Origin of the sequence: Mesorhizobium sp. M4B.F.Ca.ET.203.01.1.1 (genome assembly GCF_004791025.1) — a bacterium.
GTDB lineage: Bacteria > Pseudomonadota > Alphaproteobacteria > Rhizobiales > Rhizobiaceae > Mesorhizobium > Mesorhizobium abyssinicae.
Genome location: NZ_SRUO01000003.1, coordinates 524,529 through 547,878, shown reverse-complemented (window position 1 = coordinate 547,878; position 23,350 = coordinate 524,529). Strand labels below are relative to the sequence as shown.

The window sequence follows — 23,350 nt, the reverse complement described above, 5'->3', positions numbered from 1 at the left end:
TGGCTAACCGGCATCCCTGTTGGTCAGCGCGATGTGGCAGCAGCCGGAGCCGTGGCCTGGCGTCCAAGTGACGTTGGCGAAGCGCACGCCGGTCGCCTCGAACAGGCCGCGGTCGAAGGCGCCGGCGATGCGGCAGAGCGTGGCGAGCTTCTCCTCGCCGACGCCGGCCTCGACCCAGGCGTCCTTCAGCGGACAGCGCTTCACCTTGAAGGCGATGTGGGTCGCGTTGCGCTCGACATCGGTCGGGTACATGCGGCCGCCATCCGGGCTGACGGCCAGAAACGCCTCGCCGATCGCCGGCGCATCGTTGGGGCCGAAATCGGCGAAAGCCGCGGCTGCGACTTCCTTGCCGCGCTGCTCGATGGTGCGGATCATGACAGCCTCGGCTCTCTCGGCGCCGAGTTCGGCCGTCAGTTCGTCGAGGAAGAGACGGTAGAGATCGGCCCGGTTGCGGAAAGCGGAATCGAGCTCGCGGGACAGTTTTTCGGCTCTGACGTCGGGGTCGGTCATGGTGCGGTGGTCCTGTTCAATCTCGGTGCCGCCGCCACCAGCGCCCTGCCGATCGCCGATTGCGGATTGCCGATGACGGCACGGGCATCGCCGCTTTCGGCGACCCGGCCGGCATCGAGGATGACGAGGCGGTGGGCGACGGCGCGGACGACGCCGAGATCGTGCGAAATGAAAAGGTAGGCGATCCGTTCCGTGGCCTGAAGGTCGAGCAACAAGTCCAGGATCCGGCCGCGCACCGATACGTCGAGCGCCGACACGGCCTCATCGAGCACGATCAGCGACGGTTTGGTGGCGATGGCGCGGGCAATGGCGACGCGCTGGCGCTGGCCGCCGGAGATCTCGTGGATGGCGCGCGGCGCGAGATCGGCGCCAAGGCCAACGCGCTCCAGCAGGGCGGCGATGCGGCGCGGGCGCTCTGTGCGCGAGGCAATGCCGTGAATGCGCAAGGGGTCGTCCAAGACACGCGCCACGGTGGCGCGCGGATTGAAGGCGGCGAGCGGATCCTGGAACACCATCTGCAGGCGCGCGCGCCTCGCACGCAGGGCAGATCCGCCCAGCGAGCGGAAGTCTGCGCCCTCGAACTGGATGGTGCCGGCGTCCGGCTCGGTCAGCCTGAGTACCAGCCGCGCGATGGTCGACTTGCCGCTGCCGGACGGGCCGGCAAGCGCCAGCGTCTCGCCGGGCTCGATCGCAAACGCAACGCCATCGACGGCGGCGACGGTTCCGCCGCCGCGACGATAGCGCTTGGTGAGACCGGAGACGGCGAGCAGGCTCATGCCGGCGCTCCGGCCTGCCGCAGCGGTCCGGCGTCGAGGCCGAGATGAGCGTCGAGCAGCGCGCGCGTGTAGGCGTGGCGCGGGGCGTTGACGATCTGCGCCGTCGTGCCGAGCTCGAGCAGTTCGCCATAGCGGAACACGGCGATGCGCTCGGCAAGCTCGGCGGCGAGCGCGATGTCATGACTGATGAACAGCAGCGTCATGCCGTCCTCGGCGACCAGCCGCCGGATGAGCGACACGATCTCGGCCTGCACGATGGTGTCGAGCGCGCTGGTCGCCTCGTCGGCGATTAGCAGTTTTGGTCCGGCAGCGATGGCGGCGGCGATGGCGACGCGCTGCTTCTGGCCACCCGAGAGTTGATGCGGATAGGCGCGCATGGAGGCGTCGGGATCGGGCAGACGGACGCGTTCGAGCAGGGTTTTGGCATGGGCGTAGGCTTGCGGCCAGGAGAGGCCGAGATGGGTCAGGGCGACTTCAGCGATCTGCTTGCCGACGGGCATGACCGGGTCGAGGCTGGAGGAGGGGTCCTGGAAGACGAAGCCGATGTCGCGGCCGAGGCGGGGTACTGCGCTGCCAAGATGAAGAGGTCGGCGCTCTACGGCGCCCCCCTCTGTCCTGCCGGACATCTCCCCCACAAGGGGGGAGATTGCCTTCTCATTACCGCTTTCGCCGATCATCGACGTTGAAAAAGAAGTGCCGGCGACGGAACTGCTGATCTCCCCCCTTGTGGGGGAGATGTCCGGCAGGACAGAGGGGGGCGCGAAGGAATGAGGCATTTGCAAATTCGGCATCGCCCATTCGATCGCACCTCCAATCCTGGCACCCCTCGCCAACAACCCCGCAATCGCCAGCGCCAGGGTGCTCTTGCCCGAGCCGCTCTCGCCGATGATCGCCAGGCGCTCACCGGCCTCGATCTCAAGGCTCACGCCCCTCAGCGCCGGCACCTCGCGGCCATCGCCGCGATAGCTCACCGTCAAATCGCGGATCGAAAGCAGCGCCGTCACGACAGGCTTCTCCGCACCGCCGTCGTCTCGACGACGCCTTCGCCGGCGAGGTAGACGCCGAGCACGGTCAGCACCAGGGCGATGCCGGGAATGATCGACAGGAAGGGCGTGGTGCGCAAGACGGCGCGGCCTTCGGCGATCATGGCGCCCCAGGTGACGCGGTTGGGGTCGCCCAGGCCGAGAAAGGACAGGGCGGCTTCCGTCAGGATCGCCGCCGCGACGATCACCGAGGACAGCGCCAGCACCGGCGGCAGCGCGTTGGGCAGCACTTCGCGAAAGGCGATCTCGAGCGGATGCATGCCGATGACGCGGGCGCCGGCGACATAGTCGCGCTCGCGGATCGACAGCACCTCGGCGCGTGCGACGCGCGCCGGTCCGGTCCAGGCACCGAGCGCGATGGCGGCAACGACCACGCCAAGCGAAGGGCCGACGATGCTGACGAAGGCCAGCGCCAGCAGGAAGCCGGGCACGGTCTGGAAGGCATCGGTGATGCGCATCAGCACCTCGTCGATCAGGCCGCCGGCAAAACCGGCCAGCGTGCCGACCACCGCGCCGATCAGGAGTGCTGCGCCCGCCGCCGACAGCCCGACGGCCAGCGAGGTGCGGGCACCGTGGAACAGTTCGGCCAGCACGTCGCGGCCGAGCCGGTCGGTACCGAGCGGCAGCGACCAGTCTTGGAATGGCGGCAGCAATGCCGGGCCTGCGATGGCCTGCGGGTCGCCGGGAAAGAGCAGCGGCGCGGTAAGCGCCATGGCGAATAGCAAGGCGAGGATCGCAGTTCCGGCGATCGCTTCCGGGCTGCGAAGGAAACGATGCAGCCGGCTCATGCGCCGGCCTCACTGGCGCCGACGCGCGGATCGAGCAGGGCGTAGGCAAGGTCGACCAGGAGGTTGATCACGATGACGAGCACGGCGCTGGTGAGAATGATGCCGAGCAGCAGCGGCGTGTCGCGTCCGGCGACGGCTTCCTGCGCCAAACGGCCGAGGCCGGGTACGGCAAAGACGCTTTCTATGACGACGCTGCCGCCCAGCGTCTGCGCCGACTGCAGGCCGAGCATGGTGATGAGCGGCAGCAACGCGTTGCGGGCGACATGGGCAAGCACGATGCGTCGGCGCGACAGCCCCCTGGCGCGGGCGGCGAGGACAAAGTCCTGCCGCCAGGCCTCGGCCATGCCGGCACGCATCATGCGCAGGTAAAGCGCGAGGTAGATGAAGCCGAGCGCCGAAACCGGCAGCACGAGATGGGTGGCGATGTCGGCGGCCCGCGAAAGGCCGGTCTTGGCGGAGGCGATGGTCTCGATGCCGCCGATCGGCAGCCAGCGCAGGTCGACGGCGAAGACGACGATCAGCACCAGGCCGAGCCAGAAGCCAGGCACGGCATAGAGTGCCAGCGAGCCGATCGACAGGAAGCGGTCGCGAAAGCTTCCGGGCTTTGCACCGGCATAGATGCCGAGCGCCGAGCCGAGGCCGAAGGAGAGCGCGGTGGCGCTGCCCATCAGGATCAGCGTGGTGGGCAGGCGTTCGAGGATGATGTCGCGGATAGGTCGCGAGAAGGTGACGGACTGGCCGAGATCGAGATGGCAGAGCGCCCAAAGATAGTTGGCGAGCCGCGTCAGTTCCGACTGGTCGAGGCCCCAGCGGTGGCGCAGCACCTCGATCAGGCCGGCGTCGCCGCCGGTCGAGACGATGTAGGCGTCGACCGCGTCGCCAGGGGCAGCTTCGAGCAGGAGGAATGTGCCGATGATGACGATCGAAAGCACAAAGACGCTGCCGACGAGACGGCGGCGGATGAGGGCGAGGGCGCGGGTCATGGCGAAGCCGCTCCAAGGCCAAGCCATGAACGCCGAGTTCTACGGCGCCCCCCTCTGTCCTGCCGGACATCTCCCCCACTTGGGGGGAGATCAGCTGGCACCGCGGCTTTCGCCAACCTGCAACGCTGCAGGAAAGTGCGAGGCGCCAAAGCCGCCAATCTCCCCCCTTGTGGGGGAGATGTCCGGCAGGACAGAGGGGGGCGCGAAGGAGCTCTCATTCTCGAAGCTGAGCACCCGAGCTGTCGATGCGCAAGTATGGGATCAGCCCGCCAAATAGGTGTCCGCCCAGTTCGATACCGCCCAGCGCGGGTTGTTGGCGATGTTGCCGACCGTATCGCGCGCGACGCTGATGAAGCTCCATTCGGCGACGTTGATCAGCGGCAGGTCGGCGGCGACCTTTTTCTGAAATTCCTTGTAGAGCTCGGTGCGGGCGGTGGTGTCGAGCGTCTCCGATGCCTTGGCGATGAGCGCGTCGAGCTCCGCGTTCTTGTAGCCGCCCTGGTTGGAGAAGGGCACGCCGTCCGGGATGCCGCTCTGCACCAGGATGGTGGTCGAGATCGCCGGGTCGCCGCGGAACACCGGCGGGCCGACGGCGAGGTCGAAGGCATGGTCTGTGTAGACGGCCTTGATATGCGCGGGAGAGTCGTTGTTGACCAGTTCGGCGTCGATGCCGACGGCGGCGAGCGCCTGGCGCAAATAGTCGCCGAACTGCTTGGTCTCGTTGAAATAGGGCGCCGGCAGGAGCTTCAGCGAGAAGCGATTGCCGTCGGGGCCTTTCTTGTAGCCGGCCTCATCGAGAAGAGCATTGGCCTTGGCGACATCGAAGGCATAGGTCGGCACGTCGGCGGTGTAGAACTGCGGGTCGTTCTTCGGCACCGGGCCGGTCGCGGTGGCGGCATAGCCGAGGAAGATCGTCTTGACGACGAAGTCCTTGTCGATGGCATGGGCGATCGCCTGGCGCACCTTGAGGTCGGCGAGTTCCTTGCGCCGATGATTGATCTCGACCACGAGCTGGTAGGTCAGCCCCTCATAGCCCTTGGTGATCACCTTCAGGCCCGGCACCTTGGAGATGCGGTCGAGATCGGCGAGCGGCACGGCGGAGAAAGCGGCAAGCTGGATCTCTTCCGCCTCGAGCGCCGCGGCCGCCGAGGTGCGATCGGGGAGCACCTGGTAGACGATCTCGTCGAGATAGGGCTCGTCCTTGCCCCAGTAGTCGGCGTTCTTCGCCAGCCGGTAGTACTGGCCGGCCTTGTATTCGGCGAATCTGTACGGGCCGGTGCCGACGGGCGCGTTGTTGGCCGGGTTCTCCTCGATCTTGCCGTTCTCATAGACATGCTTCGGCACGACGCTCGACAGCGCCGGCAGCGCATTGCGGATCAGCTGGAACGGCGTCGGCTTGGCGAATTTGAACACGGCGGTCAGCTCGTCCGGCGTTTCGACCGTGCTGAGATCCTTGAACACGGTGCGGCCGAGATTCTGCAGCGGCTTCCACAGCTGCAGCGCCGAGAAGGCGACGTCGGCGGAGCTGAACGGCTTGCCGTCATGCCACTTGACGCCGTCGCGCAGCTTGAACGTCACCGAGAGGCCGTCGGCAGCACCTTCCCAGGACAGCGCCAGGCGTGGCTGGAGCCCGTCCTTGCCGTCGAAGGAAGCCTCGGCCAGCGTCTCCACGACCTTGCTGGAGATGAAGAATACGCCGTTGGAGGCGACGATCGCCGGGTTGAGGTTGCGCGGCTCGGAATCGGCGGCAACGACCAGACGGCCACCCCTCTTCGGCGTCTGCGCGCGACCGATCACCGGCATGGCGGTGGAGGCGAGCAGCGCCGCCGAGCCGGCAAGCACGGTGCGCCTGGAAATGGTGAAAGCTGACATGATCGACCTCCGTCCTCCGCGCCACCCGGCGGGCGCCAATTCCCCTCGACGCCAGCGGGTCCGCGAACGTCCTTGCGGCGGCGATTATGGCCCTTGCCGAGGGTTTCGCCAGAGACGGAATTGGCGCATGGTGGCGTGGCTTTGAAATTTTCGTCCGCTGGACCAGTAGCCAGGAAGCGGCCCAATCAACCAGACTGGTAGGACCAGATATGGCGATTGGCTGCGAGATTTGGCTTTGAGAAGTCTCTGCAGGCCAGGGGCTCCTATTTCTGGCTGGACCAGAGTGGTGAGCTGGTGCAGATTTGGCCGACAGCCAGACGATCAGCCACAAGACCAGCCGGCGAGCCGGCCCGATCGGCGGGCACATTCAGGGAGAGAAAAAATGAACATCGCCCCGGGCAAGAATGCGGTCGCCATTCCATTCGACCAAGCCAGGTTGGACGGGCTGATGGAGGAAGCGGGCATCGACGTGCTGCTCGCCACTTCCAAGCACAACACGCAATATCTGCTCGGCGGCTACAAGTTCATCTTCTTCGCCGCCATGGATGCGATCGGCCACAGCCGCTATCTGCCGATCGTCGTCTACGAGAAGGGCGGACCGGACCGTGCCGCCTATATCGGCAACCGCATGGAGGGCGCCGAGCACCAGAACAACCCGTTCTGGACACCGACCCTGCACGCTGCCTGCTGGGGCACGCTGGACGCCGCCAATCTTGCCGTCGAGCATGTGCAGAAGATCGGCAAGGGCGGTGCCCGCATCGGCATCGAGCCGGCCTTCCTGCCGTCGGATGCCTACACGCTGATCCGCAAGGCGCTGCCGGACGCGAAGCTCATCGATGCGACCGGCATGCTGGAGCGCATGCGCGCCATCAAGACAGACGCCGAGCTCGAAAAGCTGCGCATCGCCTCGGAGCTGATCACCGATTCCATGCTGGCGACCATCCAGTGGGCGCGTGAAGGCACGACCAAGACCGAGATCATCGAGCAGTTGCGGCGCGAGGAGACCAATCGCGGCGCGCATTTCGAATATTGCCTGCTGACGCTGGGCTCAAGCCACAACCGCGCGGCCTCGCCGCAAGCGTGGAAGCAGGGCGAGGTGCTGTCGATCGATTCCGGCGGCAATTATCACGGCTATATCGGCGATCTCTGCCGAATGGGCATCCTCGGCGAGCCGGACGCCGAGCTGGAGGATCTGCTGGCCGAGGTCGAAGCCGTCCAGCAGGCGGCGTTTTCGAAGGTCAGGGCTGGCGCGCTCGGCGGCGATATGATCGCCCATGCCGAGGGCGTGCTGAAAGCCTCTAAGGTCGCGCCTTACACGGATTTCTTCGCCCACGGCATGGGGCTGATCACGCATGAGGCGCCATTCCTTATGACCAACCATCCGGTCACCTATGAAGGCACCTACGCCGGGAAGCCGCTGGAACAGAACATGGTGCTGTCGGTCGAGACGACGATGCTCCACCCGACGCGCGGCTTCATCAAGCTGGAGGATACGGTCGCGGTGACGGACACCGGCTATGTGATGTTCGGCGACCGGGCGCGGGGGTGGAACAGGGGCGGGGTTTCATAAGGCTGAAAGTCGGCGCCGCCCCTCATCCGCCTGCCGGCACCTTCTCCCCGTAAAACGGGGAGAAGAAGGCAGCTTCGGCCATTTGCGAAATCGTTGACGAAGGCATCTTTCTCCCCGTTCTACTGGGAGAAATGTCCGGCAGGACAATGAGGGGCGGCGCCAGCCTCGAAGGTTCACTCCCCTGCCGGAACCAGCCTGAAATCCGGCAGGTCGCGCAGCACAAGCTCCGGTCCGGCCGGCGAATAGACGACAAAAAGCTGCATCGGCTGGTCGCCGGTGTTGAGCGTCGAGTGGAAGCGGCTTTCAGGCACGTAGATGGTGCAGCCGGGGCCGACCTTGGCCACCACCGGATTGCCTTCTTCGTCTTCGACCATCTGCTCGCCATGACCGGAGATGACGAAGATGATTTCTTCGGCGCCGGGATGATTGTGGCGGGTGTGGCCCTTGCCGGAGGGCAGGTCGACGACGCCGCCGGAAAAACGCTCCGCGCCATTCACTTCGGGCGCGACCGTTAGGGCCAGCCTGCCCCAGTCGAAGCCGAAGGCGCTGACGTCCTTCGGATACACGAACACCTTGCTCTTGTCGGTCATCGTCTCATCCCTTCTTTTTCTTGATGGTCGCCTTGCCGCCGCCGACCGCGACAGCCTTGAAGTCAGCCGTCTGTTTGGCGATTGCGGCCTCCGCCGGCAGCCGTTCCATCGAACTCGCGCCATAGAAGCCATGCAGCCCTTCGCAGCGCTCGAGGATGTAGCGGGCATCGTCCGGCATCGAGATCGGCCCGCCGTGGCAAAGCAGGATGACGTCCTTGCGCACCGAGCGCGCGGCCGCCGAGATGGCATCGATCTCCTTCACACAGTCGTCGAGCGACTTCGCCGAAGTGGCGCCGATCGAGCCGCCCGTCGTCACGCCCATATGGGCGACGACGATGTCGGCGCCGGCTTTGGTCATGGCGCGCGCCTCGTCCGGGTTGAAGACGTAGGGCGTGGTCAGGAGGTCGAGCTTGTGCGCTTCGGCGATCATGTCGACCTCGAGCCCAAAGCCCATGCCGGTTTCCTCGAAGCTTTGCCGCATGGTGCCGTCGAACAGGCCGATGGTGGGGAAGTTCTGTACGCCGGAAAAGCCCATCGTCTTCAGTTCGGCCAGGAACAGCGGCATGATGACGAACGGATCGGTGCCGTTGACGCCGGCCAGCACCGGCGTCTTCTTGACCACCGGCAGCACCTCATAGGCCATCTCCTTGACGATCTCGTTGGCATTGCCATAGGCGAGCAGGCCGGCGGCCGAACCGCGCCCGGCCATGCGATAGCGGCCGGAATTGTAGATGATGATGAGGTCGATGCCGCCGGCTTCCTCGGCCTTGGCCGACAGGCCGGTGCCGGCGCCGCCGCCGACGATCGGCACGCCGTCGGCGATCATCTTGCGGAATTTCTCCAGGATTTTCTTGCGCGGAATGGCGGCCATGCGTCCGGGTCTCACTTCTTGGCGATATCGAGGAAGGCCGCTGTCGCGGCCCTGGCGAATTCGGGATCGTTGATGTGCAGCGGCAGGCGCGTCACGTGCCGCGTCGCGTTGGGGCGGATCGAACGCTCGACGGCATCGAACAGCGCCGCGTCGGCTTCCGGGTCGAAGAAGGCGCCGCCTTCGATGTCGAGCGCCGAGACGCCCTTTTCCGGAATCAGGAAGTGGAGCGGACCCTCGCAGCGGCTCAGCCTTTCGCCGATCCATGCGCCGATCGCGCGGCATTCGGCCGGCGTCGTGCGCATCAGCGTCACGTTGGAATTGTGCTCATAGAACAGGCGCCCGCGATAGCGCTCCGGAATGGTCGGCGGCGCCCAGAAGTTGACCATGTCGAGCGCGCCGACCGAGCCGACATAGGGCAGCTTCGTGCGAGCGACGGCGCCGAAGCGATCCTCCGTCGCCGGCAGCACGCCGCCGAACAGTAGATCGCAAACCTCCGTCGTGGTGATGTCGAGGAGGCCGGCGAGCAGCCTCGAATCGGCGAGCTTCTCCATGGTGCGGCCGCCTGTGCCGGTGGCGTGGAAGACCATGCAGTCATAGCTGGCGCGCAGCTGGTCGGCGATCGCGGTCACGCAAGGCGTGGTCACGCCGAACATGGTGAGCCCCAGGGACGGCTTGCCGTCGGAGGCGGGTGCGGGTTTTGCAGCCATGCCCGAGATCGCCTGGGCGGCATTGTGCAGCACGACGCGCGACAGCCGGTTGAGACCAGCCATGTCGGTCACCGACGGCATCATGACGATGTCGGAGACGTCGACGTAAGGCGCGGTGTCGCCGGAGGCAAGCGTCGAGACCATGATCTTGGGCAGGCCGAGCGGCAGCGCGCGCATGCCAGAGGTGACGATCGAGGTGCCGCCGCCGCCGCCAATGCCGATCATTGCGGATATGTCGCTGCGCGACTGGACGAAGCGGGTGAAGGCGGCGGCCATCGCGGCGACCGACCTGCCGCGGTCGTCGATGCCGAGCACGGCGTTGCGGCCTTGGGGATGGTGGTCGGCGATCTCCTCGGCCGTGACATCGATCGGGACGGCGGCGGCGCGCGTTCCGACGTCGACGCGGGTCACGGCGGCGCCCGTGGCGACGATCGCGTCCGCCAGGAAGGCGAGTTCCTCGCCCTTGGTGTCGGCGGTGCCGACCACATAGATGCGCTTCATCGCGTTTCCCCGCTCCCTGGCGTTGTCGCCCGCCGCTCCTTGCCGGCCGTCAAGACCATTGCAATTTTTTGAGACGCGCGTATCGTATTGACATGGATGTCTCACGTCAACAAGCCGCGCCGAACGACGACACCGGACAGGGGGCAGGTCGCGCGGCCGAGCGCGGCGCGCGCGCCCGCACCAGGCGGCTTATGCTGGAGACGGCAACCAGGCTGATGCAGGCCGGCGCGACGCCTTCCGTCAGCGAGGTGGCGGAGGCGGCCGAAGTGTCGCGAGCGACCGCCTATCGCTATTTCCCAAGCCAGGCGGCACTGGTGCAGGCGGTGGTCGACGAGGGGCTTGGCCCGATCCTCACCTGGAAATCGACTTCCGACGATGCGGAGCGTCGGGTCGCCGAACTCTTCGCCGACGCCATGCCGCGCATCGAGGCCTTCGAGGCGACGTTCAAGGCGGCGCTGAAACTGTCGCTCGATCAATGGGCCAGGCGGCAGGCCGGCACGCTGGGCAGCGAGCCCGCCTTCACGCGCGGCCATCGCGTCGACCTGCTGAAGGACGCGATCGCGCCGCTCAAGGGTCAGTTGCCGCCGCGCGAATTCAAGCGTCTGGCGCAGGCGCTGTCGCTGATGTTCGGCGTCGAGGTGCTGATCGTGCTGAAGGACATATGGGGGCTGGACAGCCGCCGGATGATGACGGTCGCGCAATGGGCGGCGGGCGCGCTGGTGCGGGCTGCCCTGGCGGAATCGGAAGGTGGCGGCGCGTCGGCGGTAATGGCCAAATAAAGCAAATCTGGTTGGACCAGATGGCGTGACCAGTTGTGCATAATAGGCCCGATGAGGTGACCGGAACAAGGTGCATACGTATCAAGGAGTAGGAAAATTAAGGGAAAACAGGCAGATACCGCTGCAAATGGCCTGTCCGGCGATTCTTGATCGCTCAAGAAAGGGCTTGACGTCCGTCCGAAATTGGTAATACCAGATCAGAATAGTCGAAGCGGATCGAAAGTGAAGGTGGCGATCCATTTTCGGCCGGGCGAGGAGGCCCAAACCGGAAAGTGCCATCACGGGAGGAACTACCAGGGCCGGCCTCGTTGGCGGCTCGCATGACACGGTAGAATGCGCACAAGGGAGGAAACATTATGCGCAAGTTAGTGACCAGCGTGCTTGCTGGTATCGGCCTGACGCTTGCCTGCGGAACGTCCGTCTACGCGCAGGAAAAGGAACTCACCATCTTCTGGGCGGAATGGGATCCGGCCAACTATCTGCAGGAACTCGTCAACGACTACACAGCCGAGACCGGCGTGAAGGTCACGGTGCAGACGACGCCATGGCCGGATTTCCAGACCAAGGCTTTCACCGAGTTCAACGCGCACGGCGACGCCTACGACATGGTGGTCGGCGACTCGCAATGGCTCGGCGCCGGTTCGACGCAAGGCCACTATGTCGACCTCACCGACTTCTTCAACAAGCACAAGCTTGGCGACGTGATGGCGCCCGCCACAGTCAAGTACTATGCCGAATACCCTGGCGGTTCCGGCAAATACTGGGCGATCCCGCTCGAAGGCGATGCGATCGGCTGGTCCTATCGCAAGGACTGGTTCGAGGATCCGAAGGAGAAGGAAGCCTTCAAGGCGAAGTACAATTACGACCTCGACGTGCCGAAGACGTATGCGCAGCTGCGCGACATCGCCGAGTTCTTCCACCGTCCGGACCAGAAGCGGTACGGCGTCGCCATCTACACCGACAATTCCTATGACGCGATGGCGATGGGCGTCGAAAGCGCAATCTTCAGCTATGGCGGCGACCTCGGCGACTACGCAACCTACAAGGTCGACGGCATCACCAATTCGAAGGAGGCCGCCGCCGGCCTCGACATGTACAAGGAACTCTACAAGTTCACGCCTCCGGGTTGGGGCAAGACCTTCTTCGTGGAAGACAACCAGGCGATCACCGGCGGCCTCGCCGCGATGAGCATGAACTTCTTCGCCTTCTTCCCGCCGCTGGTAAACAAGGCCACCAACCCATTCGCCGACGCGACCGGCTTCTTCGCCAATCCGGCCGGCCCGGACGGCAAGCGCTTCGCCGCTCTCGGTGGCCAGGGAATTTCAATCGTCTCGTACTCGAAGAACCAGGAAGAGGCGACGAAGTTCCTGGAGTGGTTCATCAAGGACGAGACCCAGAAGAAGTGGGCCGACCTCGGTGGCTACACCTGCAGCCAGGCCGTGCTGAAATCGGAAGCGTTCCAGAACGCCACGCCTTACAACAAGGCGTTCTATGACACGATGTTCATGGTCAAGGATTTCTGGGCGACACCGGAATACGCCGAGGTGCTCGATCAGCTGAACCAGAACATCTATCCGTTCGTGGTCGGCGGCAAAGGCACCGCCCAGGAAGCGCTCGACAAGACCGCCGCCGAATGGAAGGCGACGTTCACCAAGTACAATCGCTACAAGTAAGCATCACATTCAGAATGCCGGAGGAGGGTTTTCCCCTCCGGCATTCCTGTTTCAGGGAGACGCTCGTTGGCTTCGGTAGCCCTCACACATCTCGATCCTGCCTCAAGGGCCGCGGCGCGCGGCTGGTCGGATCTGACCATCCGCAATCTGTTCATCATCCCGACGCTGGTGTTCCTGATCATCTTCAACATCTTCCCGCTGATCTATTCGCTGGGCTATTCCTTCACCAACTTCGCGGCCAACCGGAGCGAGCCCTGGCAATTCGTCGGCCTGCAGAATTACCGTGAGCTGCTCAGCGACGATCACATCTGGTCGAACTTCATCATCACGGCGAAATACGTCATCGTTTCGGTGGCCGGCCAGATGATCGTTGGCTTCGGCCTTGCGCTGCTGCTCAACCGCAGCTTTCCGATGAAGGGCCTGATCACCACGCTGCTGCTGTTGCCGATGATGATGTCGGCCGCGGTCGTCGGCCTGTTCTGGCAGCTGCTCTACAGCCCGTCCTGGGGCCCGATCAACTACGTCTTCGGCCTCGGCGATTTCGCCTGGCTGTCCAACCCGGACAGCGCGCTCTACGCCGTCGCGATCACCGATATCTGGATGTGGTCGCCCTTCGTCATGCTGCTTTCGCTCGCCGGCCTGTCGGCCGTGCCGCAGCATCTCTACGAGGCCGCGGCGATCGACCGCGCCGGCTGGTGGTACACCTTCACCCGCATCACCTTGCCGCTGGTCTCGCCGATCCTTTTGATCGCGCTGATCTTCCGCACCATGGAAGCCTTCAAGACCTTCGACATCGCCTACACGATGACGACCCAGCCGACCGCCGAACTGATTGCGATCCGGCTCTACAAGCAGGCGTTCCAGCAGTGGGATACCGGCAAGTCCTGCGCGCTGGCCTACATCGTGCTGATCATGGTGCTGGCTATCACCAACCTCTACGTGAAGTACCTCAACAAGGTGAAGGAGCGCTGAGATGGCCGCCGTCCGCACTTCTTCCGAGGTCGCCCTCAACCGCGCGGCAATCGTCGCGGTGCTGGTCGCGACGCTGATCTTCCTCGCGCCGATCTACTGGATCGCCTCCACGGCGTTCAAGCCGAAGGAACTGGCGGTCAGCGTGCCGCCCACCGTCCTTTTCCAGCCGGAAGTCACGCCCTTCATCCGTCTGTTCACCAAGCGCGTGCAGATGCAGAAGCCGGTCGACCCGCAAGTCTACGAAGCCGCGCCCTGGTGGGAGAAGCGCATCTATGACGGCGGCGAGCGGGTGCTGAAGGTCGGCAAGGACGTGCAGCTTTCGCAGTATCCCAACCGCTTCATGAACAGCCTGATCGTGGCGGTCATCAGCACGGTGCTCGCCGTCGGCATGGGAACCTTCACCGCCTACGGCTTCTCGCGCTTCAAGGTCGCGGGCGAGGCTGACCTTCTCTTCTTCATCCTGTCGACGCGCATGCTGCCGCCGGTGGTCGTGGCGATCCCGATGTTCCTGATGTACCGGATGGTCGGCCTCAACGACTCGCATATCGGCCTGATCATCCTCTACGTCGCCTTCAACCTGTCCTTCTCGGTCTGGCTGATGAAGGGCTTCATGGACGAGATCCCGAAGGAGTACGAGGAGGCTGCGCTGGTCGACGGCTACACGCGCATGCAGGCTTTCTTCAAGATCGTGCTGCCGGAAGCGGCGACCGGCATTGCCGCCACCGCGGTGTTCTGCTTCATCACCGCCTGGAACGAGTACGCCTTCGCGCTGATCATGACCAACCGGCGCGCCCAGACCGCGCCGCCGTTCATTCCCAGCCAGATCGGCTCCGGCCTGCCGGACTGGACGACGATCGCGGCGGGCACGTTCCTGTTCCTGCTGCCGGTCGCGATCTTCACCTTCCTGCTGCGCAACCACCTGCTTCGCGGCGTGACTTTCGGAGCGATCCGCAAATGAGCTTTCGCGCGGTCAACGAGAAGTACCTTTTGCCGGCCTCGCAGATCCTCATGGTGCTGGGCATCATCGCGCTCTGCCAGCCATGGAGCCTCAGCCTGCATTCCTATGGCGTGACGATCATCCTGATCGGGCTGATCGGCTTCAACATCACGTCGAAGATAGCGCCGGAGCGCCCGGAGGAAACCGGCGCCGCAATGCACGAGGGGGCCCGGCAGTGACGCAGATCGAACTTCGCGGCATCGAGAAATTCTTCGGTGCCGTCCAGGTCATCCACAATCTGAACCTCGCCATCGCCGACAACGAGTTCATCGTGCTGCTCGGCCAGTCGGGCTGCGGCAAGACGACGACGCTGCGTGCGATAGCGGGGCTCGAGACGATCGACCAGGGCGACATCCTGATCGACGGCAAGGCGGTGCAGCACCTGAAGGCGGCGGACCGCGACATCGCCATGGTGTTCCAGTCGTTTTCGCTCTACCCGCATATGACGGTGTTCGAGAACATCGCCTTTCCGTTGCGCGCGACGCGCATGGACAGCGGCGAGGTCGACAAATCGGTTCGCGAGGTCGCCCGGGTCCTGCGCATCACCGAACTGCTCGGCAAGAAGCCGTCGGCGCTGTCCGGCGGCGACATGCAGCGCGTGGCGATCGGCCGCGCGCTGGTGCGGCGTCCAAAGGCGATGCTGATGGACGAGCCGATCGGCGCGCTCGACGCCAAGCTGCGCGAGGAGATGCGGGCCGAGATCAAACGGCTGCACATCAAGCAGGGTTCGACCACGATCTATGTCACCCACGACCAGATCGAGGCGATGAGCCTCGCCGACCGTATCGTCATCATGCATGAGGGCTTCATCCAGCAGGTCGGCACGCCGGACGAAGTTTATTCGCACCCGGCCAATTTGTTCGTCGCCCAATTCGTTGGCAGTCCGGTGATGAACATCACCGAGGCCAGCGTTGCCGAAGCGGCCAGCCTCGCCACCGTCACGGTCGGCGATGCGCCCGCGGGGTTCGAGTTCCCGAGCGCGCTCTTGTCGAAGCTCAATGGCCACGCTGCCAATGGCGGCCTGACGCTGGGTATCCGGCCCGAAGGCGTGCTCGTCCGGCGCGAGGCCGCGCCGGGCTACTTGCCGGTGGAGGCGCATATCATCGAACCGCTCGGCTCCTTCGACATTGTCGACCTCAAGGTCGGCTCCAAGATGCTGCGCGCCCGCACCAAGGCCGGCTACGTCGCCGGCCCCGGCGAGAAGGTGCATGTCCGCATCGATCCCGAGCAGGCGCATTTCTTCGATACGGCAAGCGGCAAGTCATTGGGGGTGAGGCTGTAATGGCCCATATCGAACTGAAGAACATCACCAAGAAGTTCGGTGGCCACACCGCGCTGACGAGCCTCAACCTCGAAATCGCCGACGGCGAGTTCTTCGTGCTGCTCGGCGAGACCGGCGCCGGCAAGACGACGACGCTGCGGCTCATTGCCGGGCTCGAGAAGCCTACCGAAGGCCAGGTTTTCATCGACGGCGTCGATGTCGCCGACTGGGGCGCGGCCGAGCGCGACGTGGCGCTGGTGCTGCAGCAATATTCGCTCTACCCGCGCTACACGGTGCGCGAGAACCTCGAATTCCCGTTGAAGCCGAAGATCCGCCGGCTGCCGGACGCCGAGATCAAGGATCGCGTCGCCCGCGCCGCCCGCACGCTCCGGATCGAGCATCTGCTCGACCGCAAGACCGACCGGCTGTCCGGCGGCGAGATGCAGCGCGTCTCGATCGGCCGGGCCATCGTGCGCAAGCCGCGCGTGTTCCTGATGGACGAGCCGCTGTCGGCGCTCGACGCAAAGCTGCGCGAGGCGCTGCGCACGGAACTGAAGAACCTGCAGATGCAGCTCGGCGCCACCTTCCTGTTCGTCACCCACGACCAGATCGAGGCGATGTCGATGGGCGACAAGGTCGGCGTGCTCAATCATGGCCGCATCGTCCAGACCGGCACGCCGCAGGAGATCTACAACAACCCGCGCGACACCTATGTGGCGAGCTTCGTCGGCTCGCCGCCGATGAACCTCATCGACGGCAAGCTCGTCGACAATCGCGCGGTGATGGCGCCGATGAATTTCGAACTGCCGCTTTCAGGAGCCGGCAATGCGGCCGACGGTCGTCCGCTCGTCTTCGGCATTCGTCCGGAGGATGTCTATCTGGAGAGCGGCGCGCCGGTGGAGGCCCACGTCCACGATGTCGAAAACCACGGCGTCGAGAAGATCCTGACGCTCAGGGTCGGCGACACCATGCTGCGCGCCACGGTGCCGGCGAGAACCGATGTCGAGATCGAGCAGCCGGTCCGCTTCGCCTGGAACCCGGACAAGGTGGTGCTGTTCGACAAGGGCAGCGGGGTCAGCCTGCGGCACGCCAGCTAGCCTGACGATTTTCAAGCAACCGGGGCTGGCAGGCGCATCGTCTGGCTACTTCGGCAGATAGGTCTCGTAGGGCGTGTCGTTGATCAGCAGGATCACGCACTCCGTGTCCGACAGGCAGGCATCGTCATGCATCTCATTGGCCTTCTGGGTCCAGTAGGACCCTGGCGGCAACTCGACCCTGTTCGCCTCGCCGCCATCCATCTGCCAGTGCGCCCACAGCCCCTCAATGACCACGGCGCGATAGTCCGCGGTATGCGCGTGGACAGGCGCGCGCCAGTTGCCGGGAACTTTGAGCAAGGTTCCCGCCGGGCCCTTTGCACGCTCGCCTAGCGGGCCGAGGCGCTGCGGCTGGTCCGGCGCTTCGACAGCGTAAGGGATCTTGTTCGCCGGCAGGTAGCTGTCTTCGAGGGCGAATGCCCGCCCCGGAAAGACGGTGAGCGCGGCGAGCGCAAGCAAGGCTGGGTGATTGGCCATGGCGGGTTCCTCCGCCGGCCAGCTTAAGCCGCCCCCGCCGGCAGGGAATGACGCTGCGTCCAAAACACTTGGCAATTCCTCCAGGCGACAGGAGCCGACCCGCGTTCAGGCGACCGGGCTGTCGTCGCCGTCGCCGGTGTTGCGCAGATGGCTCGGCGCCACGCCCATGACGCGCTTGAAGGCGCGGCTGAAGGACGCCTCGGAATCATAGCCCAGCCTGCTCGCGGCCACCGAAACCCGCATGCCGTCGCGGGCCAGCCATTGCCGCGCCTGGTGCATGCGAACGCTGAGCACATATTTGGCCGGCGTCTCGCCGACCACGGTGGCGAAGCGCTGGGCGAAGGCGGAACGCGAGGCTCCCATCATCCGCGCCAGCGACTCGACCGTCCAGTCGCGGTCCGGGTTCAGGTGGATGGCGGCAAGCACCTTGCCGACATCGGGATTGCGGACGGCGGCGATCCAGCCGGTGGCGTCGCCGCAGCCGTTCTCCACCCACGAGCGGATGATGGTGGCGGCCAGCACATCGGCGAGGCGCGCCAGGATGCCGCCGGAACCGACCCGGTCCATCGTCACCTCGCCGGCCATCGCATCGAGCAGGTGCTGGATGCCCGGCGCGTTCGCCATCAGCTTATGCGCCTGCATCAGGTCCGGCATCATGTCGAGCAGCGGATGCGAGCCGTCGAGGTTGAAATGCATGCTGCCGCAGAACAGCAGGGTCTTGCAGCCATCGCAGCCATTGGAGACGTCGTAGATGTTCTCGCAAACCGGCTCGATGCTGTAGCGGCCGATCGGCACAGCAGGCACGCCCGGCGCGCTGGCCAGAACGTGCTCGTCGCCGCGCGGGATCAATAGCGCGTCGCCGACCGACAGCTCGATCCATTCCTTCGCCGGCGAGAACAGCCAGCATCCCTGCTGGCCGATGAAGTGGAAGCGCGCCGCCTTCTGCGCGGGAAAGGACACCGCCCAGGGTTCCCCCAGCACGCAGCGGCCATAGTCGACGCCATCGAGGCGCAGTCCGCGCAGCATGTCGGTCAAGGGATCGCCGGAAGCCGGCAGTGCGGTTTTGGACGAATTGTAATTCATTTCGGCGTTTCTAGCATGGAAACTCCATCTGGTCACTTCCTATGTTGCATTGCAGCCAAATGTTGCGCCGCAAACAAATCGGACTGACGGAGCGCGCCCGCGAAGCATGTAGCGGGTGGAGGCCGAGCCGGTCATTTCCTAAGTGGCGCGCAAACAGATCGGAGATCTTGCCATGACCGAACCCGCCACGGGCGTCATCGACGCCGCTGTTCTGGACAGCCCCGACTCTCAAGAACGATCTGAGCCTGCCTGGGGCGCGGTGGTGTCGCTGGCGCTGGGCGTGTTCGGCCTGGTGACGGCGGAATTCCTGCCGGCCAGCCTGCTGACGCGGCTGGCGCAGGACCTCGGCGTCAGCGAGGGCGCTGCCGGGCAAGCGGTGACGGCGACGGCGGTGGTCGGCGCGATCGCGGCGCCGACCATGGCCATCGTCACCAAGCGGCTGGACCGCCGGCTGGTGATGTGGATGCTGACGGTTCTGCTCATCGTCTCCAATCTGCTCGCAGCCTTTGCTTCCTCGCTGACCATGCTGCTTCTGGCCCGGGTGGTTCTCGGCGTCGCGCTCGGCGGCTTCTGGTCGATGTCGGCGGCGATGGCGCTCAGGCTCGTGCCGATGCGGCTGATGCCGCGCGCCATGTCGATCATCCTCACCGGCGTTTCGGTCGCCACCGTCACCGCCGCGCCGGTCGGCGCCTATGTCGGCGACGTCTGGGGCTGGCGCACCGCCTTCATGATCGCGGCCGTCGTCGGCGCACTGGCGCTCTTGGTGCAGCTTGCCACCATCCCGCGGCTGCCGCCGGCCGGCGTGGCCAGCGTGCGCACCTTGCTGGAGGTCTTGAAGCGGCCGATGATCAGGGCGGCGCTGCTGGTCGTGCTGCTGGTCGCCTCGGGTCACTTTGCCGGCTTCACCTATGTGCGCCCGTATCTGGAAGTGGTTCCGGTGCTGCCGATCGAGACGATCTCGCTGGTGCTGCTCGGCTATGGCATCGGCGGCTTCTTCGGCAACTTCGCCGGCGGCTTCATGGCCGAGCGCAACCTGAAGGCCGCGGTCGCCCTGGCGCCGCTGCTGATTGCCCTGTCGGCGCTGGTGCTGCTGACGCTTGGCGCATCGCCGGTGACGGCGGCGATCGCCGTCGCCGCCTGGGGCTTCGCCTTCGGCGCGGTGCCGGTCGGGCTGCAGACCTGGCTGGTGCGCGCGGCGCCAGACGAGGCCGAAAGCGCCGGCGGGCTGATGGTCGCCACGTTCCAGGTGGCGATCGCGCTCGGCGCCGTCTTCGGCGGCCTGCTGGTCGACCATGCCGGCGGCGCCAGCGCCTTCGCCTATTGCGGCATCGCAACGCTGCTGGCGGCCCTGGCGGCGGTGCTAATGGGGCCGAAGCGCGCGGGCTAGCCGGCCCCCGCGCGATCATCCTACATCGGCCCGGCAGCCGTCCGGGCCGATGTCGCCGTGATCGCCGCCACGAAGCGCTTCAGGCTGTGCTCGACATAGGCGGTCAGCTCCATTTCGGGATCGAAGCTCCACCACAGCAGCGAGCCCTGCCAGTGCGACGCCATCAGCAGGCCGATGTCCTGGGGCATGCCCGGCATACCTGCGAAACAGTCGACGAGCACCTTGCTCAGCGCCGCTTTCCAGGCGCCGCCGCGCGCCCGCAGCACGGGATCGCGCAGGTCCTCGCGCAGCACCAGCAAACCTTCGGCATAGGATTCGATGTCGCCATAGCCGCTGGATAGACCACCCAACAACTGGATCGCCCCGGCCGGGGTCCTCGGCGTCGAGGCGGACAGCGCTTTGGTTTTCCGGTCGAGCCCATCCCAGGCATAAAGCAGCGTGCGTTGCTTCAGCTGCGCCTTGCTCCCGAAGCGCTGCACCAGCGTCGACCCCGATAGGCCGCATGCCCGCGCCAGCCGCTCGAAGGTCAGCGCCTCCGGGCCTTCGGCGTGCATCAGCCGGTAGGCGACCTCCAGCACCTGCTCGTCGGGCTGCGTTTTCGGCCGGGTCATCTTGACATCCATTTATAAACGAATGATCATTTATAAACGAGGAGCGTGGCAAGCGCCAGCCCTCGTTGTGGTGTTTTGGTTCGGGAGGTTGCGATGATGCTTGAAGGAAAGGTCGCCCTTGTCGCCGGCGCCACGCGCGGTGCCGGCCGTGGCATCGCGGTCGAGCTCGGCGCCGCCGGCGCCACCGTCTATGTCACCGGGCGCACGACGCGGACGCAGCAGTCGCCCTATGGCCGTCCGGAGACGATCGAGGAAACGGCTGAGCTGGTCACGGCGCAAGGCGGCAAGGGCATTGCCGTCCAGGTCGATCATCTGATTGCCGACGATGTGCGCGCACTGGTCGAGCGTATCCGTGCCGAGCAGGGCCGTCTCGATGTCCTGGTCAACGACCTGTGGGGCGGCGAAAGGCTGTTCGAATGGAACAAGCCGGTCTGGGACCATGATCTCGAGAACGGCTTGCGCCTGCTGCGCCTCGCCATCGACACGCATCTGATCACCGCGCACCACGCGCTGCCGCTGATGATCGAGCGGCCGGGCGGGCTGCATGTCGAAGTCACCGACGGCACGGCCGAATACAATGCCGACCACTACCGGCTGTCGCCGTTCTACGACCTCGCCAAGGTGGCGGCGACGCGCATGGCATGGGCGCACGCCAAGGACCTCGCGCCACATGGCGCCACGTCGGTCTCGCTGACGCCCGGCTGGCTGCGTTCCGAAATGATGCTGGAGGCCTTCGGCGTCAGCGAGGCGAACTGGCGCGACGCGACCGCCAAGGTACCGCATTTCGTCATTTCCGAGACGCCGCGCTTCGTCGGCCGCGCCATCGCGGCGCTGGCCGCGGATCCGGAGCGGTCGCGCTGGAACGGGCAGTCGCTGTCCAGCGGCGGGCTGGCGCAGGTCTATGGCTTCACCGATCTCGATGGTTCGCGCCCGGATGCCTGGCGCTATGTCCCGGAGGTCCAGGATGCCGGCAAGCCGGCCGATGCGACCGGGTATCGCTAGAATTGCGCTAGGCCGAGCGACCGTCGAAGTCGAAGATCTGGACCGCGGCAAGGTCGATGCCGTCGAGGCAATTGATGTTGACATAGGCGCTGCGTTCGCTGCCGTCGCCGACGTCCTCGGCGAAGGGATGGATGCCGCAGGAGCGGCAGAAGCGATGGGCGATGGCGCCCTTGCCAAAGGTGTAGCGGCCGAGGTCGTCGCCCCAGGCGAGCAGCCGCAGGTTCCGATGCGGCACCGCCCAGAGCAATGCAGCCTTGCGGGCGCAGATCGAGCAGTTGCAGCGCACGACCCCGCCGATCTCGCCCTCGACCTCGTACGCCACCTTGCCGCAGTGGCAGCCGCCTTTGTAGAGCATCGTTGCTTCTCTCCCTTCGGCCCGGCAGTGCAAATATGCCTGATCCAACTTGTTGGAGCATGATCTTTCCGAAAACCGGTTCCCGCTTTTCGGGATCATGCTCTAAAGACGTTGCAGCCTTGCGGAGTCCGACACCGAACATGCACCCAGTCCGCGATCATCTCGAAATTCTGCTGTCGCGTCTGGCGGCCCGCGCGAGCAACGAGAGCGTGTTCGTGCGGCTCTACCCGGAAGCAGCGCGAGCCGCCGCCGACGCCAGTGATGCGCGGCGTAAGGCCGGCGTGACGCTCGGGCCGCTCGATGGCACGATCGTCTCGATCAAGGATCTGTTCGACGTCGCCGGCGAGCCGACCACGGCCGGCTCGCTGATGCTCAGGACAGCGGCCCCCGCCTTGCGCGATGCCGCGATCGTCGGCCGGCTGCGCCAAGCCGGCGCGGTCATCCTCGGCAAGACCAACATGACCGAATTCGCCTTCACCGCGATCGGCGACAACCAGCACTACGGCACGCCCGGCAATGCTACCGACGCCAGCCTGATACCGGGCGGCTCGTCATCGGGCGCCGGGGTGTCGGTGGGTGAAGGAACCTGCGACGTCGCCATCGGCTCCGACACCGGCGGCTCGGTCCGCATCCCGGCATCGCTGAATGGCGTGGTCGGTTTCAAGCCCACGGCGCGGCGCATACCATTGGCCGGTGCCTATCCACTATCCGCGACGCTGGATTCGATCGGGCCACTGGCGCTGAGTGTCGCCGCATGCGCCGTCGCCGACGCCGCGATGGCCGGCGAGGAGATGCCGCCCCTGCACCTGCCGTTGCCGCTTGCCGGTCTTCGTGTCGGGATCCCGCGCGGTGTTCTTTTCGACGACACCGAAAGCGAGGTGGCGACCGCGTTCGATCGATGCCTGGGCAAGGTCGAGCAGGCCGGCGCGCGGATCGCGGACCTGTCGGTCGAGGACCTGCTTGCCGACATGCGCGCGGCGACCAGGCGCGCCACGATCGCGTCGATGGAGGGCGCCGAGGTCCATGCCGACTGGCTGGCGACGGGCGCATCCGTGCCGGTCGATCCGCATGTCAGCGGGCCGTTATCGCGCGCCCTGGCTATCCCCGCATCGGTCTATATCCGGACACTACGCCGCCGCGCGGCGCTGGCCGCCGCGATGGACGAGCGCCTGGCCAGCGTCGACGTGCTGGGCCTGCCGACGACGCCGGTGACCGCGCCGACCATCGCTTCGATGGCAAGCGACGTGGCGTTGCGTGACCGGATCGAAGGCCTGCTGCTGCGCAACACCCAGGTCGCCAACCAGTTCGATCTCTGCGCGATCTCGCTGCCGATGCCTGGAACGGCACGCCCGGCCGGGCTGATGCTGGTGGCGCGCAACGGCCAAGACCGGCATCTGCTGCGCATCGCGGCAGAAGTGGAGCGGCTGCTCGGTTGATGACCGGCGCGC

General features: G+C 65.7%; 24 protein-coding genes. 11 read left to right on the top strand and 13 right to left on the bottom strand.

What is annotated here, in order from left to right:
* Nucleotides 1–3: 3 nt before the first annotated feature.
* The 6 genes from EN846_RS09460 to EN846_RS09430 form a co-directional block, all read right to left on the bottom strand.
* Nucleotides 4–510: an L-2-amino-thiazoline-4-carboxylic acid hydrolase gene (locus EN846_RS09460; RefSeq protein WP_127393018.1), complete on the bottom strand. Its 507-nt coding sequence runs from the start codon at nucleotides 508–510 to the stop codon at nucleotides 4–6.
* Nucleotides 507–1,286, bottom strand: a complete 780-nt coding sequence (locus EN846_RS09455) for an ATP-binding cassette domain-containing protein (protein ID WP_127312005.1) — start codon at nucleotides 1,284–1,286, stop codon at nucleotides 507–509. Before EN846_RS09455 ends, EN846_RS09460 begins: the two co-directional genes overlap by 4 nt.
* Nucleotides 1,283–2,290 (bottom strand): ABC transporter ATP-binding protein, encoded by a 1,008-nt coding sequence (locus EN846_RS09450; RefSeq protein WP_187331320.1) that lies wholly within the window; start codon nucleotides 2,288–2,290, stop codon nucleotides 1,283–1,285. Before EN846_RS09450 ends, EN846_RS09455 begins: the two co-directional genes overlap by 4 nt.
* Nucleotides 2,287–3,117: an ABC transporter permease gene (locus EN846_RS09445; protein ID WP_127393017.1), complete on the bottom strand. Its 831-nt coding sequence runs from the start codon at nucleotides 3,115–3,117 to the stop codon at nucleotides 2,287–2,289. The genes EN846_RS09450 and EN846_RS09445 overlap by 4 nt, the downstream gene beginning before the upstream one ends.
* On the bottom strand, nucleotides 3,114–4,100 hold the full coding sequence (locus EN846_RS09440) for an ABC transporter permease (protein ID WP_127393016.1): 987 nt from the start codon (nucleotides 4,098–4,100) through the stop codon (nucleotides 3,114–3,116). Before EN846_RS09440 ends, EN846_RS09445 begins: the two co-directional genes overlap by 4 nt.
* Before the next feature lie 261 nt (nucleotides 4,101–4,361).
* The gene (locus EN846_RS09430) at nucleotides 4,362–5,972 is read right to left on the bottom strand and encodes an ABC transporter substrate-binding protein (protein ID WP_127393015.1); all 1,611 of its coding nucleotides are present in this window, start codon (nucleotides 5,970–5,972) and stop codon (nucleotides 4,362–4,364) included.
* A gap of 382 nt (nucleotides 5,973–6,354) precedes the next feature.
* On the opposite strand from EN846_RS09430, the gene EN846_RS09425 reads away from it, so the two are divergent.
* Nucleotides 6,355–7,542 (top strand): Xaa-Pro peptidase family protein, encoded by a 1,188-nt coding sequence (locus EN846_RS09425; protein ID WP_128346248.1) that lies wholly within the window; start codon nucleotides 6,355–6,357, stop codon nucleotides 7,540–7,542.
* A 173-nt stretch (nucleotides 7,543–7,715) separates the two neighbouring features.
* On the opposite strand, the gene EN846_RS09420 is transcribed toward EN846_RS09425, so the two are convergent.
* From EN846_RS09420 to EN846_RS09410, 3 genes are read right to left on the bottom strand one after another with little or no spacing between them, the layout of a single operon-like run.
* Entirely contained in the window at nucleotides 7,716–8,132 is a 417-nt protein-coding gene (locus tag EN846_RS09420) for a cupin domain-containing protein (protein ID WP_127393379.1), read from the bottom strand.
* A gap of 4 nt (nucleotides 8,133–8,136) precedes the next feature.
* Nucleotides 8,137–9,003 carry a phosphoenolpyruvate hydrolase family protein gene (locus tag EN846_RS09415; protein ID WP_127393378.1) on the bottom strand — a complete coding sequence of 289 codons (867 nt, stop codon included), beginning with the start codon at nucleotides 9,001–9,003 and terminating at the stop codon, nucleotides 8,137–8,139.
* Between the two features lie 11 nt (nucleotides 9,004–9,014).
* Nucleotides 9,015–10,211, bottom strand: a complete 1,197-nt coding sequence (locus EN846_RS09410) for a Tm-1-like ATP-binding domain-containing protein (protein ID WP_127393377.1) — start codon at nucleotides 10,209–10,211, stop codon at nucleotides 9,015–9,017.
* Nucleotides 10,212–10,303: 92 nt separating this feature from the next.
* On the opposite strand from EN846_RS09410, the gene EN846_RS09405 reads away from it, so the two are divergent.
* The 7 genes from EN846_RS09405 (at nucleotide 10,304) to EN846_RS09375 (ending at nucleotide 16,990) form a co-directional block, all read left to right on the top strand.
* On the top strand, nucleotides 10,304–10,990 hold the full coding sequence (locus EN846_RS09405; RefSeq protein ID WP_127393376.1) for a TetR/AcrR family transcriptional regulator: 687 nt from the start codon (nucleotides 10,304–10,306) through the stop codon (nucleotides 10,988–10,990).
* A gap of 356 nt (nucleotides 10,991–11,346) precedes the next feature.
* Entirely contained in the window at nucleotides 11,347–12,663 is a 1,317-nt protein-coding gene (locus tag EN846_RS09400) for an extracellular solute-binding protein (protein WP_127284650.1), read from the top strand.
* A gap of 66 nt (nucleotides 12,664–12,729) precedes the next feature.
* Nucleotides 12,730–13,635, top strand: coding sequence for a sugar ABC transporter permease (locus EN846_RS09395; protein ID WP_127393375.1), 906 nt, complete (start codon nucleotides 12,730–12,732; stop codon nucleotides 13,633–13,635).
* Nucleotide 13,636: 1 nt separating this feature from the next.
* Entirely contained in the window at nucleotides 13,637–14,593 is a 957-nt protein-coding gene (locus tag EN846_RS09390; protein ID WP_127284649.1) for a carbohydrate ABC transporter permease, read from the top strand.
* Complete coding sequence (locus EN846_RS09385) at nucleotides 14,590–14,811, top strand: hypothetical protein (RefSeq protein WP_127284648.1); 222 nt, start codon at nucleotides 14,590–14,592, stop codon at nucleotides 14,809–14,811. The genes EN846_RS09390 and EN846_RS09385 overlap by 4 nt, the downstream gene beginning before the upstream one ends.
* Entirely contained in the window at nucleotides 14,808–15,914 is a 1,107-nt protein-coding gene (locus EN846_RS09380; RefSeq protein ID WP_127284647.1) for an ABC transporter ATP-binding protein, read from the top strand. The genes EN846_RS09385 and EN846_RS09380 overlap by 4 nt, the downstream gene beginning before the upstream one ends.
* Entirely contained in the window at nucleotides 15,914–16,990 is a 1,077-nt protein-coding gene (locus EN846_RS09375; protein WP_127284646.1) for an ABC transporter ATP-binding protein, read from the top strand. Before EN846_RS09380 ends, EN846_RS09375 begins: the two co-directional genes overlap by 1 nt.
* Before the next feature lie 45 nt (nucleotides 16,991–17,035).
* On the opposite strand, the gene EN846_RS09370 is transcribed toward EN846_RS09375, so the two are convergent.
* Both EN846_RS09370 and EN846_RS09365 read right to left on the bottom strand, forming a co-directional pair.
* Entirely contained in the window at nucleotides 17,036–17,464 is a 429-nt protein-coding gene (locus EN846_RS09370; protein ID WP_127393875.1) for a DUF4437 domain-containing protein, read from the bottom strand.
* Nucleotides 17,465–17,569: 105 nt separating this feature from the next.
* Nucleotides 17,570–18,547, bottom strand: coding sequence for an AraC family transcriptional regulator (locus EN846_RS09365; protein WP_128272474.1), 978 nt, complete (start codon nucleotides 18,545–18,547; stop codon nucleotides 17,570–17,572).
* A gap of 172 nt (nucleotides 18,548–18,719) precedes the next feature.
* Here EN846_RS09365 and EN846_RS09360 point away from each other — a divergent pair, with 172 nt between their 5' ends.
* Entirely contained in the window at nucleotides 18,720–19,934 is a 1,215-nt protein-coding gene (locus EN846_RS09360) for an MFS transporter (RefSeq protein WP_127393344.1), read from the top strand.
* 20 nt (nucleotides 19,935–19,954) lie between these two features.
* On the opposite strand, the gene EN846_RS09355 is transcribed toward EN846_RS09360, so the two are convergent.
* On the bottom strand, nucleotides 19,955–20,545 hold the full coding sequence (locus EN846_RS09355) for a helix-turn-helix domain-containing protein (RefSeq protein ID WP_187331321.1): 591 nt from the start codon (nucleotides 20,543–20,545) through the stop codon (nucleotides 19,955–19,957).
* 93 nt (nucleotides 20,546–20,638) lie between these two features.
* Here EN846_RS09355 and EN846_RS09350 point away from each other — a divergent pair, with 93 nt between their 5' ends.
* Nucleotides 20,639–21,547: an SDR family oxidoreductase gene (locus tag EN846_RS09350; protein WP_127287323.1), complete on the top strand. Its 909-nt coding sequence runs from the start codon at nucleotides 20,639–20,641 to the stop codon at nucleotides 21,545–21,547.
* A gap of 7 nt (nucleotides 21,548–21,554) precedes the next feature.
* On the opposite strand, the gene EN846_RS09345 is transcribed toward EN846_RS09350, so the two are convergent.
* Complete coding sequence (locus EN846_RS09345; RefSeq protein WP_127393343.1) at nucleotides 21,555–21,902, bottom strand: GFA family protein; 348 nt, start codon at nucleotides 21,900–21,902, stop codon at nucleotides 21,555–21,557.
* Nucleotides 21,903–22,042: 140 nt separating this feature from the next.
* On the opposite strand from EN846_RS09345, the gene EN846_RS09340 reads away from it, so the two are divergent.
* Nucleotides 22,043–23,338, top strand: coding sequence for an amidase (locus EN846_RS09340; RefSeq protein ID WP_127393342.1), 1,296 nt, complete (start codon nucleotides 22,043–22,045; stop codon nucleotides 23,336–23,338).
* Nucleotides 23,339–23,350: the final 12 nt, after the last annotated feature.

Coding starts and splice junctions, on each gene's coding strand:
- EN846_RS09460 (WP_127393018.1), bottom strand. CDS start 510: ATGACCGACCCCGACGTCAGAGCCGAAAAACTGTCCCGCGAGCTCGAT.
- EN846_RS09455 (WP_127312005.1), bottom strand. CDS start 1,286: ATGAGCCTGCTCGCCGTCTCCGGTCTCACCAAGCGCTATCGTCGCGGC.
- EN846_RS09445 (WP_127393017.1), bottom strand. CDS start 3,117: ATGAGCCGGCTGCATCGTTTCCTTCGCAGCCCGGAAGCGATCGCCGGA.
- EN846_RS09440 (WP_127393016.1), bottom strand. CDS start 4,100: ATGACCCGCGCCCTCGCCCTCATCCGCCGCCGTCTCGTCGGCAGCGTC.
- EN846_RS09430 (WP_127393015.1), bottom strand. CDS start 5,972: ATGTCAGCTTTCACCATTTCCAGGCGCACCGTGCTTGCCGGCTCGGCG.
- EN846_RS09425 (WP_128346248.1), top strand. CDS start 6,355: ATGAACATCGCCCCGGGCAAGAATGCGGTCGCCATTCCATTCGACCAA.
- EN846_RS09420 (WP_127393379.1), bottom strand. CDS start 8,132: ATGACCGACAAGAGCAAGGTGTTCGTGTATCCGAAGGACGTCAGCGCC.
- EN846_RS09415 (WP_127393378.1), bottom strand. CDS start 9,003: ATGGCCGCCATTCCGCGCAAGAAAATCCTGGAGAAATTCCGCAAGATG.
- EN846_RS09410 (WP_127393377.1), bottom strand. CDS start 10,211: ATGAAGCGCATCTATGTGGTCGGCACCGCCGACACCAAGGGCGAGGAA.
- EN846_RS09405 (WP_127393376.1), top strand. CDS start 10,304: ATGGATGTCTCACGTCAACAAGCCGCGCCGAACGACGACACCGGACAG.
- EN846_RS09400 (WP_127284650.1), top strand. CDS start 11,347: ATGCGCAAGTTAGTGACCAGCGTGCTTGCTGGTATCGGCCTGACGCTT.
- EN846_RS09390 (WP_127284649.1), top strand. CDS start 13,637: ATGGCCGCCGTCCGCACTTCTTCCGAGGTCGCCCTCAACCGCGCGGCA.
- EN846_RS09385 (WP_127284648.1), top strand. CDS start 14,590: ATGAGCTTTCGCGCGGTCAACGAGAAGTACCTTTTGCCGGCCTCGCAG.
- EN846_RS09375 (WP_127284646.1), top strand. CDS start 15,914: ATGGCCCATATCGAACTGAAGAACATCACCAAGAAGTTCGGTGGCCAC.
- EN846_RS09370 (WP_127393875.1), bottom strand. CDS start 17,464: ATGGCCAATCACCCAGCCTTGCTTGCGCTCGCCGCGCTCACCGTCTTT.
- EN846_RS09365 (WP_128272474.1), bottom strand. CDS start 18,547: ATGAATTACAATTCGTCCAAAACCGCACTGCCGGCTTCCGGCGATCCC.
- EN846_RS09360 (WP_127393344.1), top strand. CDS start 18,720: ATGACCGAACCCGCCACGGGCGTCATCGACGCCGCTGTTCTGGACAGC.
- EN846_RS09355 (WP_187331321.1), bottom strand. CDS start 20,545: ATGACCCGGCCGAAAACGCAGCCCGACGAGCAGGTGCTGGAGGTCGCC.
- EN846_RS09350 (WP_127287323.1), top strand. CDS start 20,639: ATGATGCTTGAAGGAAAGGTCGCCCTTGTCGCCGGCGCCACGCGCGGT.
- EN846_RS09345 (WP_127393343.1), bottom strand. CDS start 21,902: ATGCTCTACAAAGGCGGCTGCCACTGCGGCAAGGTGGCGTACGAGGTC.
- EN846_RS09340 (WP_127393342.1), top strand. CDS start 22,043: ATGCACCCAGTCCGCGATCATCTCGAAATTCTGCTGTCGCGTCTGGCG.